This is a genomic window from Microbacterium sp. LMI1-1-1.1, from assembly GCF_040815675.1.
Taxonomy (GTDB): Bacteria; Actinomycetota; Actinomycetes; order Actinomycetales; family Microbacteriaceae; genus Microbacterium.
In genome coordinates this window covers 328,940-347,105 of sequence record NZ_JBFPNN010000009.1, presented here as the reverse complement: position 1 = coordinate 347,105, position 18,166 = coordinate 328,940, and the positions used below count along the sequence as shown (strand labels likewise).

Below are 18,166 nucleotides of genomic sequence, written 5' to 3'. Positions count from 1 at the left end.
CGGGGCGTCCCCCCCCCCGGCGGCGCCCCCCCGGGGGGGCCGGGGGTTTTTCCGGTTCCCCCCCGGGGGGGGGGGGGGGGGGGGGGGCGGGGGCGCGTCGGGAGCCGTCGTGTGGACTCCGCGGCCGACACGCCGCCCCAGTCAGGGGTGCAGGCGGCGTGTCGGCCGGATGTCCGCACGACGGCGCCGGGTCCGAGGGCGTGGAACCCCACCGGTAGGATGGATGCCGGTGCGTCGGGAAGTCTGGTCGACATCTCATCGACCGACCCCTCTGGAGGCTTCATGAGCCACGACACCGCCCGCGCTCCGCACTGGCCCGGCTACGCCGAGGTCCATCGCGTCACCACGCTCCTCCGGCGGGAGTCCGTGGGCGGCATGCTGCTCGTCGTCGCCGCGCTCATCGCGATCGTCTGGGCCAACTCCCCGGCCTCGGACGTCTACTTCGCGCTGCGGGACATCCGGGTCGGCTACGAGCCGTGGCACCTGGAGCTCAGCCTGGGCGCCTGGGCGGCGGACGGGCTGCTCGCCGTCTTCTTCTTCCTGGTCGGCCTCGAGCTCAAGCGCGAGATCGTCTCGGGCAGCCTGCGCCGCCTCGACACGGCGATCGTCCCGGTCACCGCCGCCTTCGCCGGCGTCGCGGTGCCGGCGCTCATCTACGTCGCGATCGTGCACACCCAGCCGAGTCTCCTGGCGGGGTGGGCGATCCCCACCGCGACCGACATCGCGTTCGCGGTGGCGGTCCTCGCCATCGTCGGCTCGCACTTGCCCGGCCCCCTCCGCATCTTCCTGCTGACCCTCGCCGTGGTGGACGACCTCATCGCGATCGCCATCATCGCGATCTTCTACACGAGCGACATCTCGCTGCTCCCGCTGGCGGTCTCCGCCGCGATCATCGCGCTCTACGGCGTCATCGCCCACCGCGGTCGCGCCTGGTTCGCGCGCAACGGCGGGGCCGCGTGGGTCGTGCTGCTGCCGATCGGCTTCGCAGCGTGGGCGTTCCTGCACGCGTCCGGCGTCCACGCCACGATCGCCGGCGTCGCGCTGGCCTTCACCATCCCCGTCGCCCCGTCGCGCCGGCAGCCGGTGCATCGCGGCATGGATCTCGCCGAGCAGTTCGAGCACCGCTTCCGCCCGTTGTCGGCGGGCATCGCCGTGCCCGTGTTCGCGTTCTTCGCTGCGGGCGTCTCCGTCGGCGGCGGCGAGGGACTCGTCCGTGCGATCACGGATCCCGTCACCATCGGCGTCGTCGCCGGCCTCGTGCTCGGCAAGCCCCTCGGCATCCTGCTGGGGGTGCGCCTGCTCACGCTCGTGACGAAGGTCCGCCTGGACCCGGCGCTCAAGTGGATCGACCTCGCGGGCGTGGGACTGCTCGCCGGGATCGGCTTCACCGTGTCGCTGCTGATCGCCGAGCTCAGCTTCCCGGAGGGCTCTGTCCACACCGACGACGCGAAGATCGCGATCATGGCCGCGTCGCTCCTGGCATCCGTCCTCGCCTCCACCGTGCTGCTCGTGCGCAACCGGCGCTACAAGCAGCTCGCCCTCGCCGAGGCCGTGGATGCCGACGGCGACGACATCCCGGACGTGTACCAGCAGCCGCGGCGCGCGGACACGAACTGAGTCCGTCGTCACGAGGACAGGCTGCGCGCCGAGCACAGGACGATCGGCGCTGCCGGGGCCTGTTCCCGTGGCATCCCCTGTCCTCGCGGCAGCGCTCGCCCTGGTGAGGGGGCGGCGCGCGCGTCAGGCGGAGGCGCGCTCGACGATCTCGGTCGGCAGGATCGTGCGGTGGGCGGTGGGGCGTCCGGCCAGGATGTCCAGGAGGACGGATGCCATGTGGCGGCCCTGCGCGAGGGAGGGCTGCCGGACCGTGGTGAGCGCGGGCGTGACCGAGGTCGCGGCCGACGAGTCGTCGAAGCCGATGACCGCGATGTCCCGGCCGGCGACGAGGCCGTGCTCCTGCAGCGCCGTGTAGGCGCCGCGGGCCATGAGGTCGCTCGCCACGAAGAGCCCCTCGGGCGGCTCCCCCACCGCGAGGATGCGCCGCATGGCATCCGCTCCGCCCTCCTCGGTGAAGTCGCCGTCCTCGACGGCTGCCGGTCGGAGGCCCGCCGCCGCGAGGGCGTCGTGGAAGCCCTGGAGCCGGTCGATCGACGCCGTCATGTCGGACGGCCCGCAGATGGTGGCCAGCCGCCGGTGGCCGCGGGCGAGGAGGTACTCCGTCGCGGTCCGCCCGCCGTGGACGTTGTCGACGTCGACGAACCAGTCGCTCGGGCGCAGTCGCCCGGGCCGCCCGCCGTAGACCACCGGCACCACGTCGGCGACCCGCTCCATGAACGTGTCGCTCGTGTGGTGCGACGCGACGATCGCCCCGTCGACGCTCCCGCTCCGCAGGTAGCGGACCGCCTTGCCGTCCGCGTCGTCGCTGGCGATCAGCATGTTGACGACGTAGTCGGACGCGCTGATCACCTCGCTGATGCCCGCGACGATCGCGGCGAAGAACGGGTCGCCGAAGAAGCGGTCCGTCTGCTCCGGGATGACCAGCGCGATCGCGCGGGTCTGCCGGCTCGCGAGCGAGCGCGCCGCCCGGTTGGGCACGTAGTCGAGCTCCGCGATCGCCCGCTGAACGGCCTCGAGCGCCGCAGGCGACACCGCGGTGGAGCCGTTCACCACCCGCGACACGGTGGAGCGCGAGACCCCGGCCCGCGCCGCGACCTCCTCGATGGTCGCGGCACCTCGCACCGGTGCGACCTCCATGGGCCCTCCCTCGGGCACGGCTTACCGCGCAGGTACGGGCACCAGCGCGCGCTCAGCGATGATGCGAGCGTACTCCCGGCCGGAGTCCTTCACCGTGCGCTCCTGCGTCTCGTAGTCGACATAGACGATGCCGAAGCGCTTGGCGTACCCCCAGGCCCACTCGAAGTTGTCCATCAGCGACCAGTAGAAGTAGCCCCGGACGTCGACGCCCTTCTCGACGGCATCCAGGACCGCCGCGAGGTGCGCCCGCACGAACTCGACGCGCGCGTCGTCGTGCACCCGCGTCTCGCCCTCGTCCACGACGGGCTCGTCGTCGTAGGACGCACCGTTCTCGGTGACGTAGAGGGCGACGCCGGCGGCGGCCGAGTACTCCTCGCTGACGCGCTCCAGCAGACGGGTGAGGCCCTCGGGCTGCACCTCCCAGCCCATGTTGGTCCGCGGCAGCCCGCGGTCGTGCCAGTACAGGTTCTCGTGCGCCGGGAAGGGCTTGCCGATCGGACGGGGCGTGGGGGCGTCGCCCGCGGGCGGGTCGATCTCGGGCGGCGTGCCGCCGACGAACTCGCCGTGGTAGTAGTTGACGCCCAGCGTGTCGATCGGGGTCGAGATGACGTCCAGGTCGCCCGGCTGCACGGCGGCCTGCCAGCGCACGACGGCCTCGGCGTCGGTGTCGCGGAAGTCCTTGATGATGTCGGCCGGGTACTCGCCGCGGAACAGCGGGTCGAGGAACCAGCGGTTGAACTGCCCGTCGATGCGACGGGCGGCATCCAGGTCCGCGGAGTCCGCCGGGTCGACGGCCTCGGCGACGGTCAGGTTCAGCGTGAGACCGAGGTTCAGCGACGCGTCGCGGGAGCGCAGCTCGCGGACGGTCTGTCCGTGGCCGAGGAGCAGGTGGTGCGCGGCGAGCATGCCCTCGGCCTGCGAGTAGTGCCCCGGCGCGTGGGCGCCCGCCGTGTAGCTGAGGAAGGACGAGCACCACGGCTCGTTGAGGGTCGTCCACACGTTCACTCGGTCGCCGAGGGCGTCGTGCATGTCGAGCGCGTACTCGGTGAAGCGCTCCGCGGTCTCGCGGACGGTCCAGCCGCCGCGGTCCTGCAGAGCCTGCGGAAGGTCCCAGTGGTAGAGGGTGAGCCACGGCAGGATGTCCGCGGCGAGCAGCTCGTCCACGAGGCGCTTGTAGAAGTCGACGCCCTTCGGGTTGAGCGCCCCGCCGTCCGGCCGCACGCGCGACCACGACGTGGAGAAGCGGTAGGTCTGCAGCCCGAGGCGCTTCATCAGCTGCACGTCGTCGGCGTAGCGGTGGTAGTGGTCGCAGGCGACGTCGCCGTTGTCGCCGTTGATGACGGCGTCGGGCACCCGCGAGAAGGCGTCCCAGATCGACGCGCGACGCCCGTCGTCGAAGGCCGCGCCCTCGATCTGGTAGGCGGCGGTGGCGGCGCCGAACAGGAAGCCGTCGGGGAACGAACGGGACTGGGACATGGTGTTCCTTCCGTGGGCGCGAGGGTCGTTCCTCGACCGCCCCTTGCATGATGCCATCGACGCGCGACCGTGGAGACGGGCGGCCGGCGCCCCGGGCGGCGCGGCAGCGCGCGGCGTGGGAGCGCTCTCACGGCTCTGCTCGAAGGTAGGGGATGACCTCGCGGGCGTCAAGACGGGATGCCGTGGGGGCGACCGTCGTCGGAGTCGCGGTCGGTCCCCGCGTCGAGGACAGGCGGTGCAGCGAGGACAGGCGGGGAACGTCGGGATCGGCCTGTCTCCGACGCGTCGCCTGTCCTCGATGCTGCGCCGCGGACGGTCGGTGCCCGCGTCGAGGACAGGCGGGGCAGCGAGGACAGGCGGGGAACGTCGGGATCGGCCTGTCTCCGACGCGTCGCCTGTCCCCGGCGCATTGCCGTGGCCGGCAGGGGGCGGCGGCGCAGCGCGGGGAGCGGGCGCTGCGTAGAATGGCATCCACACCCCTCCCGACCCTGGAGCTGCAATGCCCACCATCGTCGTCGACGTCATGCCCAAGGCCGAGCTCCTGGACCCGCAGGGGAAGGCCGTCGCCGGCGCCCTGTCGCGTCTCGGCGAGGACCGCTTCTCCGACGTCCGCATCGGCAAGCGCTTCGAGCTGACCGTCGCGGGCGAGGTCGACGAGGCCACCCTGGCCCGCGCACGCGAGCTCGCGGACGAGATGCTGTCGAACTCGGTCATCGAGGACGTCGTGAACATCGAGGTCGTGGAGTGACCGCCCGTATCGGCGTCATCACCTTCCCGGGGTCGCTCGACGACCGCGACGCGCAGCGCGCGATCCGCCTCGCCGGCGGCGAGCCCGTCGCCCTGTGGCACGGCGAGCACGATCTGAAGGGCGTGGACGCGCTCGTCCTGCCCGGCGGCTTCAGCTACGGCGACTACCTGCGCGCCGGCGCCATCGCCGCCTTCGCGCCGATCATGGCCGAGGTCAAGGACGCCGCCGCCAAGGGCATGCCCGTCCTCGGCATCTGCAACGGCTTCCAGATGCTCGTCGAGGCGCACCTGCTGCCCGGCGGACTGATCCGCAACGCCCACCAGCAGTTCATCCGCCGCGACCAGCGTCTGCGCGTCGAGAACGCCTCGACCGCCTGGACGAGCGACTTCTCCGAGGGCGACGAGATCGTCATCCCCCTGAAGAACGCCGACGGCGGATACATCGCGGATGCCGAGACCCTGGCCCGCGTGACCGGCGAGGGCCTCGTGACGTTCCGGTACCTGGGCGTGAACCCGAACGGGTCGCTCGACGACATCGCCGGCCTCACCAACGAGCGCGGCAACGTCGTCGGCCTCATGCCGCACCCGGAGCACGCCGTCGAGCCGGGATTCGGTCCCGCCACCCCCGCGGCCATGCGCTCCGGCGTGGACGGCCTCGGCTTCTTCACCTCGGCGGTCGCCGCGGTGGTCGGCGCCGCGGCCTGACGTCGTCCCGCGGTCCTCTTCGGGGGCCGCCGCCGCGCCTCCTTCATCCCCGCGCCCGTCGGCGGACAGGGGGCGCGACTTCGCGGCATCCTGTCTCCCTTCTCTCGTGGGCGCCGTAGCGCCGCCCGCTCCTACCCGACAGGGAAGACCTGCTCGCAAAGACCTCGTCTACGGACCTCCCGCTGGGATGAATCAGGCGGCGGCTGCAACATGGATCCGTCCGCTGACGGGGCGGTTGGTGGGAGCGAGCGGCGCACCACTGACAATGAGCGGTTGTCCTATCCGGATGTCCACTCTCTCGGCGCGGGGCCGTCAGTCTCGCGACCGTGCCACGCCCGCGATGACTGTGGCATGCGCGACCAGCGCGATGACGCAGAGAATTGCCGATAGCGGAGCTACGGCGGCCGGAATATCACCCGCCGTGAAGGTCGCCGCCACGATCGCCGGCAAGGTGAGGCAGACAAGCATCGTCACCCCCGCCGACAAATTCAGCAGCGCAATCCACATGACCCGTTCGCGAATCATTTCGCCTCAACACTTGTAGGTGTGCAGCGTGTAGTTGAATGTGTCATTTATCTTGTGCCATTTTCCGTCGCCTGTGATGTAATTTTTTGCTTGTGTAGTTCCGCCCGAACCGTAGAACCAGGCGCAAACCCCCCGGACGAGAAGGTAACCGTCCACATCTCTGATGAAATCGCTTGAACTCTCGCCAGGACGCAAGTTGCGGGTGCTTCCAGTAGGCCTACCCTGGCTGGCATCCCAATCTGCGCCGATGAGAATGGTGTAACGCGAGTCATTTGCGTTGGTTATCCGACCGCAGAATATCCCTCTGCAATCTCCTGCATAAGCGGCCGGGGCAGTGAACAGCAGCGAGCCCGCCGCCAGAGACACTGCCAGAAGGACAACCCTCGCCCTCCTCAGAAGCCTAAACCGCGTGTTGCAAATACCCATGTGAAGGATCCTTCCCAGCACCCTCACCAGTAATTCCCCGAGCGCCATTATCCGGACAGCGTCCCGTGGAAGCACCGGAGCGTCGCTCAATTCACCAGCCCGTTCACCCGCCCCCCTCGGCAGCCGGCGCGGCCGCGCCTCCGCGGCATCCCGTCACGCCCCGGGCGAGGCCTCTGTCCCTCTGCCGCGGGGTGAGGGGAGGAGATGTCGGGAGCGGAGGATGCCACCGCCGCATACGGCCCTCCCTTCGCGGCATCCCCTCCGTCCGACCCGCTCGACTCCCGCCGCAACCCCCGCCGGGGTCCGCAGGGCGCCGAGTTAGCGTGGACGTGTGACCTCCTCCACCCCCCTCGTCGTGTCCGTCCCCTCCACGCAGCTCGCCGACGACCTCGGCGACCTCCCCGACGGCGTCGAGGTGGTGGTGTGGGACATGAAGAGCCCGGCTCCGCGTGAGCGCTTCGACATGGTCGTCCCGCCGTACATGTCGATGGACAACGTCATCGAGAGCCTCTCGTCGGTCGAGGTGGGCTTCGTGCAGGGCCAGTCGATCGGCTACGACAACATCGAAGGCCGACTGCCCGAAGGCATGGTCTTCGCGAACGCCTCGAGCGTGCACGAGACCGCCACCTCGGAGCTCGCCGTGACGCTCGCCCTGGCCGCCCAGCGTCGGATCCCGGACTTCGTGCGCGCGCAGGACCGCGGCGACTGGACCGGCGGCAGCGCTGCCGGCCTCGCCGACGCCCGCGTGACCCTCCTCGGCTTCGGCGGTGTGGGCCGCGCGATCGCCGCCCGGCTGAAGCCCTTCGAGGTCGAGCTGCGCGCGGTCGCCTCGCACGGACGCCTGCAGGACGACGTCGAGGTCTTCCCCCTCGGCAAGCTCGACGAGGTGCTCGCCGAGACCGACATCCTCATCGCCTCGCTCCCCGGCGGCGACGCGACCCGCCACGTCATCGACGACCATGCGCTGTCCGCCCTGCCCGATGGCGCTCTGGTCGTGAACGTCGGCCGCGGCCCTCTCATCGACACGGACGCGCTCGTCGACCACGTTCGCCGCGGCCGCATCCGCGCCGCCCTCGACGTCACGGACCCGGAGCCCCTCCCGGCCGACCACCCGCTGTGGAGCCTCGACGGCGTGCTCATCGCCCCGCACGTAGGAGGGGCGACGGATGCCATGCGCCCCCGCATCGCCCGGCTCGTCCGGCGCCAGATCGAGCGACTGCACCGCGGCGAGGAACCGTTGAACGTGGTGATCGGCGGCTGACGCCGGGTCCTTCCGGGTCCGTCCTCCGGAGTCGGTCGGGCCCGCGGCATCCATTCGGGTGGCTTCGAGAACCGTCGTGCGGACTTCGGGACGACACGCCGTGCGGCAGGACGGCCCTCACGGCGTGTCGGCCTCCGACTCCGCAGGACGGACGTCGACGCCGGGAAGGAGTCGGGCCCGCCGGGGTCAGCCGCGGAAGCCGGCCGGGTTGGACAGCAGGTCGGCGAAGGCCAGCTCCGCCGGTCCGACGAGCATCAGCCGCGACCGCAGGTGCGCGCGCTCGAGGCGGATCGCCCGCCCCTCCGCGCCGAGCGGGTGCACCCGGACGGCGTCGGCCAGACGCTCGCGGCTGACGGACAGCAGCGCGCCGAGGTAGCCGGAGAGCACCACGGTCTCGGGGGCGAAGGCGTTCACGAAGTTCGTCAGGGCGAGCGAGAGCATCTCGACCTGGCGGGTGACCTCGGTCATGACCCGGGGGTCGCGGGCCACGCCGAGCTCGACGTCCAGCTCGTCCTCGTCGAGCTTGCGCCGACCGAGCAGGGGCTCGAGGATGTCCAGGCTCACCTCGGCCTCGAGGCATCCCCGGCGTCCGCAGACGCAGGCACGCCCTCGCGGGTCCACCACGGTGTGACCGAGCTCGCCGGCGTAGCCCGACGTCCCGCGGAGGAGGGTGCCGTCGATGATGAGACCCCCGCCGATGCTGTGCATCGCGCCGCCGAGGTAGAGCAGGTTGCCGACGCCGACGCCGACGCCGAAGCGGGACTCGGCGAGTGCGCCGATGCTGGCGTCGTTGCCCGCGGCGACGGGCATGCCGAGCTCGTCGGACAGGCGCGCAGACACGGGGTCGCGCTTCCAGCCGAGCGTCGGCGACACGAGCACCGAGCCGTTGGCGTTGACGAGGCCGGGGACGGCCAGCCCGGCGCCGACGACGCGGTAGTGGCGGTCGATGTCGGCGCGCATGGCCTCGACCGACGAGGCGACGATCTGCACGAAGCGGCGCGGGGAGGGGGCGCTGGCGGTGTCATGGCGGAGACGCGCGTGCACGACGCCGCCGAGACCGACGAGGGCGACGGTCACGGCGTGCGGCTCCGCCCGGACGCTCAGCGCCGCGACGTGGTCCTCCGGCTCGATGTCGAGGATGGGGCGCCCGACCTTGCCGGTGCGTTCCCCGCCCGGCGCCTCGCGGACGAGCCCCAGCTCGGTCAGCTCCATCACGAGCCCCGTCACCGTCGAGCGGTTGAGACCGGTCGTAGCCCCCAGCTGCGCGCGTGAGAGCGCTCCCTTGGAGTGGAGCAACGACAGCACGGACGCGAGGTTCTGCTGGCGGATCAGGTCGTTGGTCGTACGACCGGCCGGGGGTGCGAGCGGCGTCGCGGGCTCGAACACGGCAGGGGTCATGAGGGGCGCACCTCCCCCATCATCCCACCCACCGGAAGCCGAACGCCGCCGACCCGATGATCGGCGTGGCCGCGGACCGCAGGGACCGACGCGGGGAGGGATGGGGAGCGCGGCCCGCGGCCGCGCTCCCCATCCCCGTCAGACACCGCCGTTGCGGCGCTTGTTGAAGATGTCGAACGCCACCGCCAGCAGCAGGACGATGCCCTTGATGGCCATCTGCCAGGCGGCATCCACGCTCAGGATCGACAGACCCATGTTCAGCACGCCCATGACGAGGCCGCCGACCACCGCTCCGACGACCGTGCCGATGCCTCCCTGGACCGCGGCGCCGCCGATGAAGACCGCGGCGATGGCGTCGAGCTCGTAGTTCTGCCCGGCGGCGGCGACGGCGCTGCCGGCGCGCGCGGTGCTGACCACGGCGGCGAGACCGGCGAGCGCACCCATGTTCACGAAGATGAAGAAGTTGACCCACTTCGTCTTCACGCCGCTCATGATCGCGGCGAAGAGGTTGCCGCCCATGGCGTAGATGTGCCGGCCGAACGTCGTGCGATTGAGCACGAACGTGTAGGCGAGCACGAGCACGGCCAGGATGATGAGCACGATCGGGGTGCCGTTGTAGGTCGCGAGCGTGAAGGCGGCGGCCATGATCACGACGACCGCGGCGGCGTTCTTCAGCCAGAACGACCAGGCGACCTCGCGCGGCAGGTCGAGGCGGCGGAGCGTGGCACGGGTGCGCAGCTGCTGGACGACGAGCGCGGCGCTGGCGATCGCGCCGAGCACGAGCGTCAGGGCGTCCCAGTTGCCGAGGTAGCCGAGCGCGGGCGGCAGCCAGCCGGCACCGATGGCCGTGAAGCCGTCGGGGAGGCCGCTGATCGTGCCGCCGGTCAGCAGCACGAGGGTGAGTCCGCGGAAGAGCAGCATGCCGGCGAGGGTCACGATGAAGGCCGGTATGCCGACGAACGCGACCCAGAAGCCCTGCCACGCGCCGACGATCGCACCGACGACCAGCGAGAGCACCACCGCCAGGTACCACGGCAGGCCCCACTGGTTCATCGAGATCGCCGCGATCGCGCCGACCATCGCGACGACGGAGCCCACCGACAGGTCGATGTGGCCCGCGATGATGACCATCACCATGCCGATGGCGAGGATCAGCACGTACGCGTTCTGCTGGATGAGGTTGTTGACGTTGCCGGGCAGCAGCAGACGGCCGCCGGTGAGCACCTGGAACAGCGCGATGATGATGACGAGGGCGGCGAGGATGCCGAACTGACGGAAGTTGATGCGCGCCAGGATGCCGCGACGTCGCGGCCCCGGTTGCGTCGGCGCCTCGACCGTCTGGGTGGATGCGGTGGCCATTGCTGTCAGTTCCTTCCGGCGGTCATGTGCCGCATGAGGTTCTCCTGCGTGGCGTCGTCGCGGCCGACCTCGGCCGTGATGCGTCCCTCGGAGATCGTGTAGATGCGGTCGGAGAGGCCGATGACCTCGGGCAGCTCCGACGAGATGACGATGACGGCCTTGCCCTGGGCCGCGAGCTCGTTGATGATCCCGTAGATCTCGTACTTGGCCCCGACGTCGATGCCCCGGGTGGGCTCATCGAGGATCAGCACGTCGGGTCCGGTGAACATCCACTTGGACAGGACGACCTTCTGCTGGTTCCCGCCGGAGAGGCGTCCGGTGATCGCGGCGACGCTGGGCGCCTTGATGTTCATCTTGTAGCGGTACGAGTCGGCGACCTTGTACTCGCGGTAGCGGTCCACGACCCCGAGCCGGGCGAGACGGGCCAGGGCGGATGCCGAGACGTTGACCTGGATGTCGCCGATGAGGTTCAGCCCGTACCTCTTGCGGTCCTCGGTCGCGTAGGCGATGCCGTGTTTGATGGCGGCGTCCACCGTCCGCACGTCGATCTGCCTGCCGTTCTTGTAGACCTCACCGGAGATGCCGGTGCCGTACATGCGGCCGAAGATGCTCATCGCCAGCTCGGTGCGGCCGGCGCCCATGAGCCCGGCGAAGCCGACGATCTCGCCGGCGCGGACCATGAAGGACGCGTTCTGGATGACGACGCGCTCGGTGTCGACGGGGTGGTGCACCGTCCAGTTCTCCACCCGGAACAGCTCGTCGCCGATGTCGGGCTCCCGCGGCGGGAAGAGGCTGTTCAGGTCGCGGCCGACCATCGCGCGGATGATGCGGCCCTCGTCCGTCTCGGGGTCGGAGCGGAGCATCGTCTCGATCGTGCGGCCGTCGCGGATGATCGTGATGCGGTCGGAGATGCGGAGCACCTCCTTCAGCTTGTGGCTGATGATGATGCACGTGATGCCCTGGGTGCGCAGCTGGTCGATGAGGTCGAGCAGATGAGCCGAGTCGTCGTCGTTGAGGGCGGCGGTGGGCTCGTCGAGGATGAGGAGCTTGACCTCCTTGGCCAGCGCCTTCGCGATCTCGACCAGCTGCTGCTTCCCCACGCCCAGCTCGTAGATCTTGGTCGCCGGGTTCTCGCGCAGGCCGACGCGCTTGAGCAGCTCGGCCGCGGCGGTGTTCGTCGCGTTCCAGTCGATGACGCCGCGCCGGGACTTCTCGTTGCCGAGGAAGATGTTCTCGGCGATGGAGAGGTACGGGCTGAGGGCCAGCTCCTGGTGGATGATGACGATGCCGGCGGCCTCGCTGTCGTTGATGGAGCGGAAGGCCATCTCCTCGCCCTCGAGGGCGATCGTCCCCTCGAAGCTGCCGGCGGGGTAGACGCCGCTGAGCACCTTCATGAGCGTCGACTTGCCGGCGCCGTTCTCACCGCACACCGCGTGGACCTCGCCGCGGTACACGTCGATCGACACGTCGGCCAGCGCCGGGACCCCGTTGAACGACTTGGAGATCCCCGTCATGCGCAGGATCGGTTCGGTCATGGTCTTTCCTCCCTCGCCCGCCGGGCGCAGGGTCGAGCGGCGGGGCGGGATCGCTCCCGCCCCGCCGCGGAACGGATCAGAGTCCGACGTCGGAGGCCTTGAGGAAGCCCGAGTCGATGAGCTTGGACTGCACGTCGTCCTTGACGACGACCTCGGGCGTCAGCAGGAAGGACGGGACGACCTTCTCGCCGTTGTCGTAGGTCTCGGTGTCGTTGACCTCGACCTCGTCGCCGTCCTTGATCTGCTGGATCATCTCGAAGACGCGGTCGCCGAGGGCGCGGGTGTCCTTCCAGACGGTCATCGCCTGCGTGCCCTCGAGGATCGCCTTGACGTTGGCCTTGTCGGCATCCTGGCCCGTGATGATCGGGTAGTCGGTGCCCGCGGTGTAGCCGGCCGACTTGAGGGAGGCCTCGATGCCGATCGCCAGGCTGTCGTTCGGGGACAGCACGACGTTGACCTTCTTGCCGTCGCCGTAGAACGACGACAGGCGGTTGTCCATCTCGGCCTGCGCCTTGTCGGAGGCCCAGCCCTGGATGCCGATGGAGGCCCAGGCGTCGTCGTTCGCGGGCGACTTGCCGCTGGGGACCACGAGCTGGCCCTTCTCGACGTAGGGCTGGAGGACGTCCCAGGCGCCGGCGAAGAAGAACTTGGCGTTGTTGTCGTCGGGGCTGCCGGCGAAGGGCTCGAGGTTGAAGGGGCCCGCGCCGTCCTTCAGGCCGAGCTGCTCCTCGATGTACTGGCCCTGGAGGGTGCCGACCTTGTAGTTGTCGAAGGTGGCGTAGTAGTCCACGTTCTCGCTGCCGTTGATGAGGCGGTCGTAGGCGATGACCGTGGCGTTCTGCGCCTTGGCCTCCTCGAGGACCGGCCCCAGGGTCGAGCCGTCGATCGCCGCGATGACGAGGATCTTCGCCCCGCCGGAGATCTGGTTCTGGATCTGGCTGATCTGCTGGTCGGTCTTGTTATCGGCGTACTGCAGGTCGACGGTGCAGCCGGCGTCGCTGAGCTTCTGCTGCAGCTGCTCACCGTCGTTGATCCAGCGCTCCAGGCTGCGGGTCGGCATCGCGATGCCGACGTTGCACTCCCCGCTGCCGCCGGCGGCGGCGCCCCCGTCCGCCGGACGGGTGGAGCTGCACGCTCCCAGACCGACGGCGAGCGCGGCGATGGCCGCACCGGTCAGGATTTTCTTGAGCATGTGATCTGCGTTCCTCTCTGAACGGCAGGGACCCCCGAGGTCGTACCCGCGCCTCCCGGGCGTCGGATCGGGTACGTCTATGTCCCGGCTCTGTGGACCGTCGGATTATGACGGCTCCGAAAAATTATCCCCGCCGAGGGGTTTTGTCTAGAGGCACGACAAAATTGCCCCGGTCCGTGGCCGGACCGTGATCTGCGACCTCGGAGGCTCAACGCGTGTCGCGGTCGACGCCCGTCCACAGGTCGCTGCACTCGACGGACTCCGCCCCCTGAGCGATGAGGTAGGGCCGGGCGCCGACGTCGCCGCGCACGCTCGCGGCGAGCGGCGACCAGTGCGCGCGGCCGAGGAGCACGGGATGACCCGGCGCCCCGGCGTACGTCGCCTGGACGAGGGCGTCGGCGCCGGCGCGACGCACGATGCGGGCCACGGCGGCGACGGGCAGGTCGGGGGTGTCCACCGGGACGACGACCGCCGCCACGGCTCCCGACGACTCGAGCGCGGTGACGCCGGTGCGGAGGGATGCCGCGACCCCGCTCTCCCATCCGCTCGCCGTGACGGCGGTCGCTCCCTCAGGCACGAGGCCCCGCGCCTCCTCGGCACCGGCGCCGAGGACGACGACGACCTCGGCGCATCCCCCGTCGCGCAGTGCCCGGACGGCGAGGGCCAGCCACGGCGTACCGGCGGGAGTCCGGGCGAGGGCCTTGGGGCCGCCGAATCGGCGCCCGGCACCGGCGGCCAGCACGAGACCGAAGACGGGTCCAGCGGGCGCGGAGGGCATGGTCACGACAGCGTAGCGTGCGCGAAACACGCCCCGACTACCGTCGCGTCCATGCTCGAACTGGCCGCCGACCTGGTGCCGCTGCTCGACGCGGGCGTCCCCGTCGCGGCCGTCACGGTCACCCGTGTGGCGCGCAGCGCACCGCGCGGCGTCGGGGCCAGCCTCGCCGTGACGCGCGATGCGCGCGTGCTCGGCTCGATCTCGGGCGGGTGCGTCGAGAGCGACGCCGTGATGCTCGGGCTCGACGTCCTGCGCACCGGCGGCATCCGACGGGCCCGGTTCGGCTTCACCGACGACGGCGCCGTCACGCCGATCGCGGCCGGTCTCGCCTGCGGCGGCGCGGTCGACGTCGTGGCCTACCGCCTCGACGAGACGATGCGACCGGCCCTCGAAGACGTCCGCGCCGGGCGCGAGGCGACGCTGCGGCTCGACCTCGACGGCGTCCCGCTGGAGCTCCATCACGCCGCTCCCCCGCGACTCGTCATCCTCGGCGCCGGTGAGCACGCCGCCGCGCTGTGCCGCCTCGGAGCCGCTGCCGGCTTCGCTGTCACCGTCTGCGACGGCTGGGCCCTGCTGGTGACGCGCGAGCGCTTCCCCGACGCCACGGAGCTGGTGGTCGCCGCGCCGCACGAGTACCTCGCCGGCCTCCCTTCGCCCGACGCGCGCACGGCGGTCTGCGTCCTCACCCATGACGAGCGGCTCGACGTGCCCGCCCTGCGCACGGCCCTGCGCCTGCCGGTCGGCTTCGTCGGTGCGATGGGGGCGCGGGCCACCGTCGCCCGGCGCGCCGCGCTCCTCCGTGGGGCCGGAGTGACGGATGCCGAGCTCTCCCGCCTCCACTCCCCCCTCGGCCTCGACCTGGGGGGCTCGACCCCCGAGGAGACCGCCCTCTCCGTGATCGCGGAGATCGTGGCATCCCGCAACGCCGCCGGCGCCCGCCCTCTGCGCGAGCTGCCGGGGACGCGTCTGCATCTCATCGCGGACGACACGGCGCCGGAGAGCTCCTGCGCGGTGAGGAGCGCGTGAGCGTCGTCGTCGTGCGCGTCCCCGCGGCGTTCGTCGCGCGACCGTCCGGGAGGGTGGCACGATGACCTCTATGGCCTCGGCGACCCCCGTCTCCCCCACCAGCGACGAGCGACTCGGGGCGCATCTGCGGAGCCTCCGCAAGGCGCGCGGCCTCACCCTGATGCAGCTGGCGGAGGCGGCCACCTTGTCGCACCCCTTCCTCAGCCAGCTCGAGCGCGGCCTGGCCCGCCCGAGCATGGCCAGCCTGGAGCGATTGGCGCGCGCCCTGGGCGCCAGCCGTGTCCAGCTCATCGCCGGCTCGGAGCCGCCCCGCGCCGACCACGACCCCGAGCCGTCGTTCGTCGGCGCGGACGAGGGCGTGATCGGCCCCTACGCCGAGGGGACCGCCCGCGTCCTCGTCACGGGCCCGCGCCGCTTCGAGCCGCTCGAGTTCACCGGGTCCAACGCCGAGCCCGGCGACCACTACGTCCACGACGAGGACGAGTTCCTCACGGTGCTCGAGGGATCGATCGTCATCTCGTTCGGGGCGTTCGGGGAGCGGACGCTCGTCGTCGGCGACTCGGTGTACTGCCGCTCGGGCACGCCCCACCGGTGGCACTCCCCCGACGGCACGACCTATCGGCTGCTCATCGTGAAGGACATCGTGCACGCCGACGGAGGGGACGCGCCCGACGGCGACGCCTGACGCGGGTGCGGCCGCCCGGTCCCGCCGTGACGGCGACCGGAGGGTCACGCGGGGGAAACGCCCCGGAAACAGGTGGTTCCTAGCATCGGAGAAGCACCGGATGTCGGGTCCATCACCACCCGGTGTCGCCGCTTCCTCGGGAGGACACCCATGAGCATCACCGCTGCCGACGTCGTCATGTCCCCGCTGTCGGAGCCCGCGGCATCCCTTCCCCCCGTCGAGCCGCCGCACCCCCGCGCGGAAGGCGGGCGACGGGACTTCGGTGCGCGCGCCGTCCTGCTGGGGACGGCGGCGGCCGTGCTCGTCGTCCTCGTCGGCGCCTGGTACGCCGTCTCGATCATGCTCTCCACGGCGGGCGCGGGCTTCGTGCTGCCCATGCCGCACGAGATGTTCGCCCTCGGGTCCGTCGACCTGCGGAGCGCCGAGCTGTTCGCCGCCGCCCTCGCGGCGTGCCTGGCGGGAGTGGGCGTGTTCGCCCTCGTCGGCCGGCTGTCGACGGCGGTCGCCGGCCGCCGCGCCGGCCGCACCCCCTGAGCCGCGCTTGGGAATCGGGGCCGCGGAATCCGGGGCCACGGAGTCGGGGCCACGGAGTCGGGGCCGCAGAGTCGGGGCCACGGAGTCGGGGCCGCAGAATCGGATCGACGCCGCAGAGTCGGACGGGATCTGTCTCCCGGTCCGACTCTGCGGCCGTCATCCGATTCCAGGACGGCTGGTCGCCGCCCGCCGACCGGTCAGGACGGCTGGTCGCCGCCCGCCGACGGGTCAGGACGCGTCGACGCTCTCGCGCTCGGGCGTCCGGGCCGCCGCGCGGCGTGCGACCACGCGGTTGCGCACGGCCACGGCGAGCACCACGACGAGCACGGCGTAGATCGTCAGGACGATCGGACCCTGGAAGAGCGTGGTGAGGTCGCCGTTGGCGCTCATCGCGGCATCCCGGAGGCTCGTCTCGGCCAGCGGTCCCAGCACCATCCCGATGATGAGCGGCGCCAGCGGGAAGTCGTTCGCGCGCAGCAGGAAGCCGAGCAGACCGATGCCCAGCAGCAGGACGAGGTCGAACGTCGCCCCCGACGTGGCGTAGATGCCGAGACCGCAGAACAGGGCGATCGAGGCGTACAGGTACGGACGCGGGATGAGCAGCAGCTTCGCCCACACCATCGCGAAGGGGAGGTTGAGGATCAGCAGCACCACCATCGCGAGGAAGAAGCTCGCGATGAGTGCCCAGACGAGGTCCGGCGCCCGCTCGAACAGCAGCGGCCCCGGCTGCAGACCGTACTGGCGGAACGCCGCGAGCATGATCGCCGCGGTCGCCGACACCGGCAGCCCGAGCGCGAGGAGCGAGCCCATCGCCATGCCCGTGGTCGAGTTGCCCGCCGCCTCCGGCGCCGCCAGACCCCGGATCGCGCCGGTGCCGAAGCGCGGCTTCCTTCGGCGGGAGTCCAGGCGCTTCTCGAGGCCGTAAGCGAGGAACGTCGGGATCTCCGATCCGCCGGCCGGGATCACGCCGAACGGCAGACCGATCGCCGTTCCGCGCAGCCAGGCGGGCGTCGCCTCCTTCAGCTCCTTGCGTGAGAGCCACGGCCGACCCGTCGGACGGATCATGGTCTTGTTCGCCACATGCCGTTCGAGGCATGCGACGTAGATGACCTCGCCGAGGGCCAGGATGCCGACGGTCACGGTGATGAGCGAGATGCCGTCGAAGAGGTTCGGGGAGTCCATCGTGAACCGCGGCGCCCCGGTGACCCCGTCGACGCCGATCACGGTGATGCCGAGCCCGAGGAACAGCGAGGCCAGGCCCTTCACGGCGCTGTCCGTCACCACCGACGAGGTCGCGGCGAAGGCGAACACCGCGAGGGCGAAGAACTCCGCCGGCCCGAAGCTGCTCGACAGGTCCGCGAGCAGGGGCGCGAAGAACACGAGGAGGATCGACGCGATGATCCCGCCGATGAAGGCGCCGATCGCGGCGGTGGCGAGGGCCTGCGCCGCCCGTCCGTTGCGCGCCATCTTGTGCCCCTCGAACGTCGACGCGATGGCGGATGCCTGCCCGGGGGTGTTCAGCAGGATGCCGGTGATCGAGTCGCCGAACAGGCCGCCGAAGTACACGCCCGAGAACATGATGAAGGCCGCGGTCGGGTCGAGCGAGAACGTCACCGGCAGCAGCAGGGCCACCGCCATCGACGAGCCGAGGCCGGGCATGACGCCGACCGCCGTGCCGAGCACGCATCCCACGAGCACCCAGATGAGGTTCTGCCAGGTGAGGGCGCCGGCGAATCCTTCGCCGAGGAGAACGAGAACGTCCATG

Annotated in this window: 17 protein-coding genes; 7 read left to right on the top strand and 10 right to left on the bottom strand. The window is 71.2% G+C overall.

The genetic code is table 11. From position 1 onward, the window contains the following. Nucleotides 1-282 precede the first annotated feature (282 nt). On the top strand, nucleotides 283-1,617 hold the full coding sequence (nhaA, locus tag MRBLMI1_RS15030; protein ID WP_367734211.1) for a Na+/H+ antiporter NhaA: 1,335 nt from the start codon (nucleotides 283-285) through the stop codon (nucleotides 1,615-1,617). A gap of 123 nt (nucleotides 1,618-1,740) precedes the next feature. Here the strand turns inward: nhaA and MRBLMI1_RS15025 are convergent, their stop codons facing one another. Both MRBLMI1_RS15025 and MRBLMI1_RS15020 read right to left on the bottom strand, forming a co-directional pair. Further along, a complete protein-coding gene (locus tag MRBLMI1_RS15025; protein WP_367734210.1) occupies nucleotides 1,741-2,754 on the bottom strand; it encodes a LacI family DNA-binding transcriptional regulator in 1,014 nt (337 codons plus the stop codon). 21 nt (nucleotides 2,755-2,775) lie between these two features. Continuing rightward, nucleotides 2,776-4,230 (bottom strand): glycoside hydrolase family 1 protein, encoded by a 1,455-nt coding sequence (locus MRBLMI1_RS15020; protein ID WP_367734208.1) that lies wholly within the window; start codon nucleotides 4,228-4,230, stop codon nucleotides 2,776-2,778. A gap of 499 nt (nucleotides 4,231-4,729) precedes the next feature. On the opposite strand from MRBLMI1_RS15020, the gene purS reads away from it, so the two are divergent. Continuing rightward, nucleotides 4,730-4,978 carry a phosphoribosylformylglycinamidine synthase subunit PurS gene (gene purS / locus MRBLMI1_RS15015; RefSeq protein WP_367734206.1) on the top strand — a complete coding sequence of 83 codons (249 nt, stop codon included), beginning with the start codon at nucleotides 4,730-4,732 and terminating at the stop codon, nucleotides 4,976-4,978. Continuing rightward, nucleotides 4,975-5,682 carry a phosphoribosylformylglycinamidine synthase subunit PurQ gene (gene purQ / locus MRBLMI1_RS15010; RefSeq protein ID WP_367734204.1) on the top strand — a complete coding sequence of 236 codons (708 nt, stop codon included), beginning with the start codon at nucleotides 4,975-4,977 and terminating at the stop codon, nucleotides 5,680-5,682. The genes purS and purQ overlap by 4 nt, the downstream gene beginning before the upstream one ends. A gap of 312 nt (nucleotides 5,683-5,994) precedes the next feature. On the opposite strand, the gene MRBLMI1_RS15005 is transcribed toward purQ, so the two are convergent. Both MRBLMI1_RS15005 and MRBLMI1_RS15000 read right to left on the bottom strand, forming a co-directional pair. Further along, nucleotides 5,995-6,207 (bottom strand): hypothetical protein, encoded by a 213-nt coding sequence (locus MRBLMI1_RS15005; RefSeq protein ID WP_367734203.1) that lies wholly within the window; start codon nucleotides 6,205-6,207, stop codon nucleotides 5,995-5,997. A 6-nt stretch (nucleotides 6,208-6,213) separates the two neighbouring features. Beyond that, nucleotides 6,214-6,723 (bottom strand): hypothetical protein, encoded by a 510-nt coding sequence (locus MRBLMI1_RS15000; protein WP_367734201.1) that lies wholly within the window; start codon nucleotides 6,721-6,723, stop codon nucleotides 6,214-6,216. A 241-nt stretch (nucleotides 6,724-6,964) separates the two neighbouring features. Between MRBLMI1_RS15000 and MRBLMI1_RS14995 the strand changes: the two genes are divergently transcribed. Further along, entirely contained in the window at nucleotides 6,965-7,894 is a 930-nt protein-coding gene (locus MRBLMI1_RS14995; RefSeq protein ID WP_367734199.1) for a 2-hydroxyacid dehydrogenase, read from the top strand. A gap of 186 nt (nucleotides 7,895-8,080) precedes the next feature. Here the strand turns inward: MRBLMI1_RS14995 and MRBLMI1_RS14990 are convergent, their stop codons facing one another. The 5 genes from MRBLMI1_RS14990 to MRBLMI1_RS14970 form a co-directional block, all read right to left on the bottom strand. Further along, nucleotides 8,081-9,292 carry an ROK family protein gene (locus tag MRBLMI1_RS14990; protein ID WP_367734197.1) on the bottom strand — a complete coding sequence of 404 codons (1,212 nt, stop codon included), beginning with the start codon at nucleotides 9,290-9,292 and terminating at the stop codon, nucleotides 8,081-8,083. A 138-nt stretch (nucleotides 9,293-9,430) separates the two neighbouring features. Continuing rightward, nucleotides 9,431-10,651: a multiple monosaccharide ABC transporter permease gene (mmsB, locus tag MRBLMI1_RS14985; protein WP_367734195.1), complete on the bottom strand. Its 1,221-nt coding sequence runs from the start codon at nucleotides 10,649-10,651 to the stop codon at nucleotides 9,431-9,433. 5 nt (nucleotides 10,652-10,656) lie between these two features. Continuing rightward, nucleotides 10,657-12,186, bottom strand: coding sequence for a multiple monosaccharide ABC transporter ATP-binding protein (gene mmsA, locus MRBLMI1_RS14980; RefSeq protein ID WP_367734193.1), 1,530 nt, complete (start codon nucleotides 12,184-12,186; stop codon nucleotides 10,657-10,659). 76 nt (nucleotides 12,187-12,262) lie between these two features. Next, nucleotides 12,263-13,378, bottom strand: a complete 1,116-nt coding sequence (gene chvE, locus MRBLMI1_RS14975; protein WP_367734189.1) for a multiple monosaccharide ABC transporter substrate-binding protein — start codon at nucleotides 13,376-13,378, stop codon at nucleotides 12,263-12,265. Nucleotides 13,379-13,586: 208 nt separating this feature from the next. Then, nucleotides 13,587-14,156 carry a nucleotidyltransferase family protein gene (locus tag MRBLMI1_RS14970; protein WP_367734188.1) on the bottom strand — a complete coding sequence of 190 codons (570 nt, stop codon included), beginning with the start codon at nucleotides 14,154-14,156 and terminating at the stop codon, nucleotides 13,587-13,589. A gap of 51 nt (nucleotides 14,157-14,207) precedes the next feature. On the opposite strand from MRBLMI1_RS14970, the gene MRBLMI1_RS14965 reads away from it, so the two are divergent. The 3 genes from MRBLMI1_RS14965 to MRBLMI1_RS14955 all read left to right on the top strand — a co-directional run bounded on the left by MRBLMI1_RS14965 (nucleotide 14,208) and on the right by MRBLMI1_RS14955 (nucleotide 16,401). Further along, a complete protein-coding gene (locus tag MRBLMI1_RS14965) occupies nucleotides 14,208-15,182 on the top strand; it encodes an XdhC family protein (protein WP_367734187.1) in 975 nt (324 codons plus the stop codon). A gap of 61 nt (nucleotides 15,183-15,243) precedes the next feature. After that, nucleotides 15,244-15,867, top strand: coding sequence for a helix-turn-helix domain-containing protein (locus tag MRBLMI1_RS14960; RefSeq protein WP_367734185.1), 624 nt, complete (start codon nucleotides 15,244-15,246; stop codon nucleotides 15,865-15,867). A gap of 150 nt (nucleotides 15,868-16,017) precedes the next feature. Then, nucleotides 16,018-16,401 (top strand): hypothetical protein, encoded by a 384-nt coding sequence (locus MRBLMI1_RS14955; protein WP_367734181.1) that lies wholly within the window; start codon nucleotides 16,018-16,020, stop codon nucleotides 16,399-16,401. Nucleotides 16,402-16,629: 228 nt separating this feature from the next. Here the strand turns inward: MRBLMI1_RS14955 and MRBLMI1_RS14950 are convergent, their stop codons facing one another. Continuing rightward, nucleotides 16,630-18,165 (bottom strand): tripartite tricarboxylate transporter permease, encoded by a 1,536-nt coding sequence (locus MRBLMI1_RS14950; protein ID WP_367734179.1) that lies wholly within the window; start codon nucleotides 18,163-18,165, stop codon nucleotides 16,630-16,632. Nucleotide 18,166: the final 1 nt, after the last annotated feature.

What these genes read in the sequence shown, in the direction of transcription:
- MRBLMI1_RS14955 (WP_367734181.1), top strand. Translation starts at nt 16,018, where the DNA reads ATGAGCATCACCGCTGCCGACGTCGTCATGTCCCCGCTGTCGGAGCCC.
- MRBLMI1_RS14965 (WP_367734187.1), top strand. Translation starts at nt 14,208, where the DNA reads ATGCTCGAACTGGCCGCCGACCTGGTGCCGCTGCTCGACGCGGGCGTC.
- MRBLMI1_RS14960 (WP_367734185.1), top strand. Translation starts at nt 15,244, where the DNA reads ATGACCTCTATGGCCTCGGCGACCCCCGTCTCCCCCACCAGCGACGAG.
- MRBLMI1_RS14970 (WP_367734188.1), bottom strand. Translation starts at nt 14,156, where the DNA reads ATGCCCTCCGCGCCCGCTGGACCCGTCTTCGGTCTCGTGCTGGCCGCC.
- MRBLMI1_RS14990 (WP_367734197.1), bottom strand. Translation starts at nt 9,292, where the DNA reads ATGACCCCTGCCGTGTTCGAGCCCGCGACGCCGCTCGCACCCCCGGCC.
- mmsA (WP_367734193.1), bottom strand. Translation starts at nt 12,186, where the DNA reads ATGACCGAACCGATCCTGCGCATGACGGGGATCTCCAAGTCGTTCAAC.
- mmsB (WP_367734195.1), bottom strand. Translation starts at nt 10,651, where the DNA reads ATGGCCACCGCATCCACCCAGACGGTCGAGGCGCCGACGCAACCGGGG.
- purS (WP_367734206.1), top strand. Translation starts at nt 4,730, where the DNA reads ATGCCCACCATCGTCGTCGACGTCATGCCCAAGGCCGAGCTCCTGGAC.
- MRBLMI1_RS14950 (WP_367734179.1), bottom strand. Translation starts at nt 18,165, where the DNA reads ATGGACGTTCTCGTTCTCCTCGGCGAAGGATTCGCCGGCGCCCTCACC.
- MRBLMI1_RS15025 (WP_367734210.1), bottom strand. Translation starts at nt 2,754, where the DNA reads ATGGAGGTCGCACCGGTGCGAGGTGCCGCGACCATCGAGGAGGTCGCG.
- MRBLMI1_RS15020 (WP_367734208.1), bottom strand. Translation starts at nt 4,230, where the DNA reads ATGTCCCAGTCCCGTTCGTTCCCCGACGGCTTCCTGTTCGGCGCCGCC.
- chvE (WP_367734189.1), bottom strand. Translation starts at nt 13,378, where the DNA reads ATGCTCAAGAAAATCCTGACCGGTGCGGCCATCGCCGCGCTCGCCGTC.
- MRBLMI1_RS15005 (WP_367734203.1), bottom strand. Translation starts at nt 6,207, where the DNA reads ATGATTCGCGAACGGGTCATGTGGATTGCGCTGCTGAATTTGTCGGCG.
- nhaA (WP_367734211.1), top strand. Translation starts at nt 283, where the DNA reads ATGAGCCACGACACCGCCCGCGCTCCGCACTGGCCCGGCTACGCCGAG.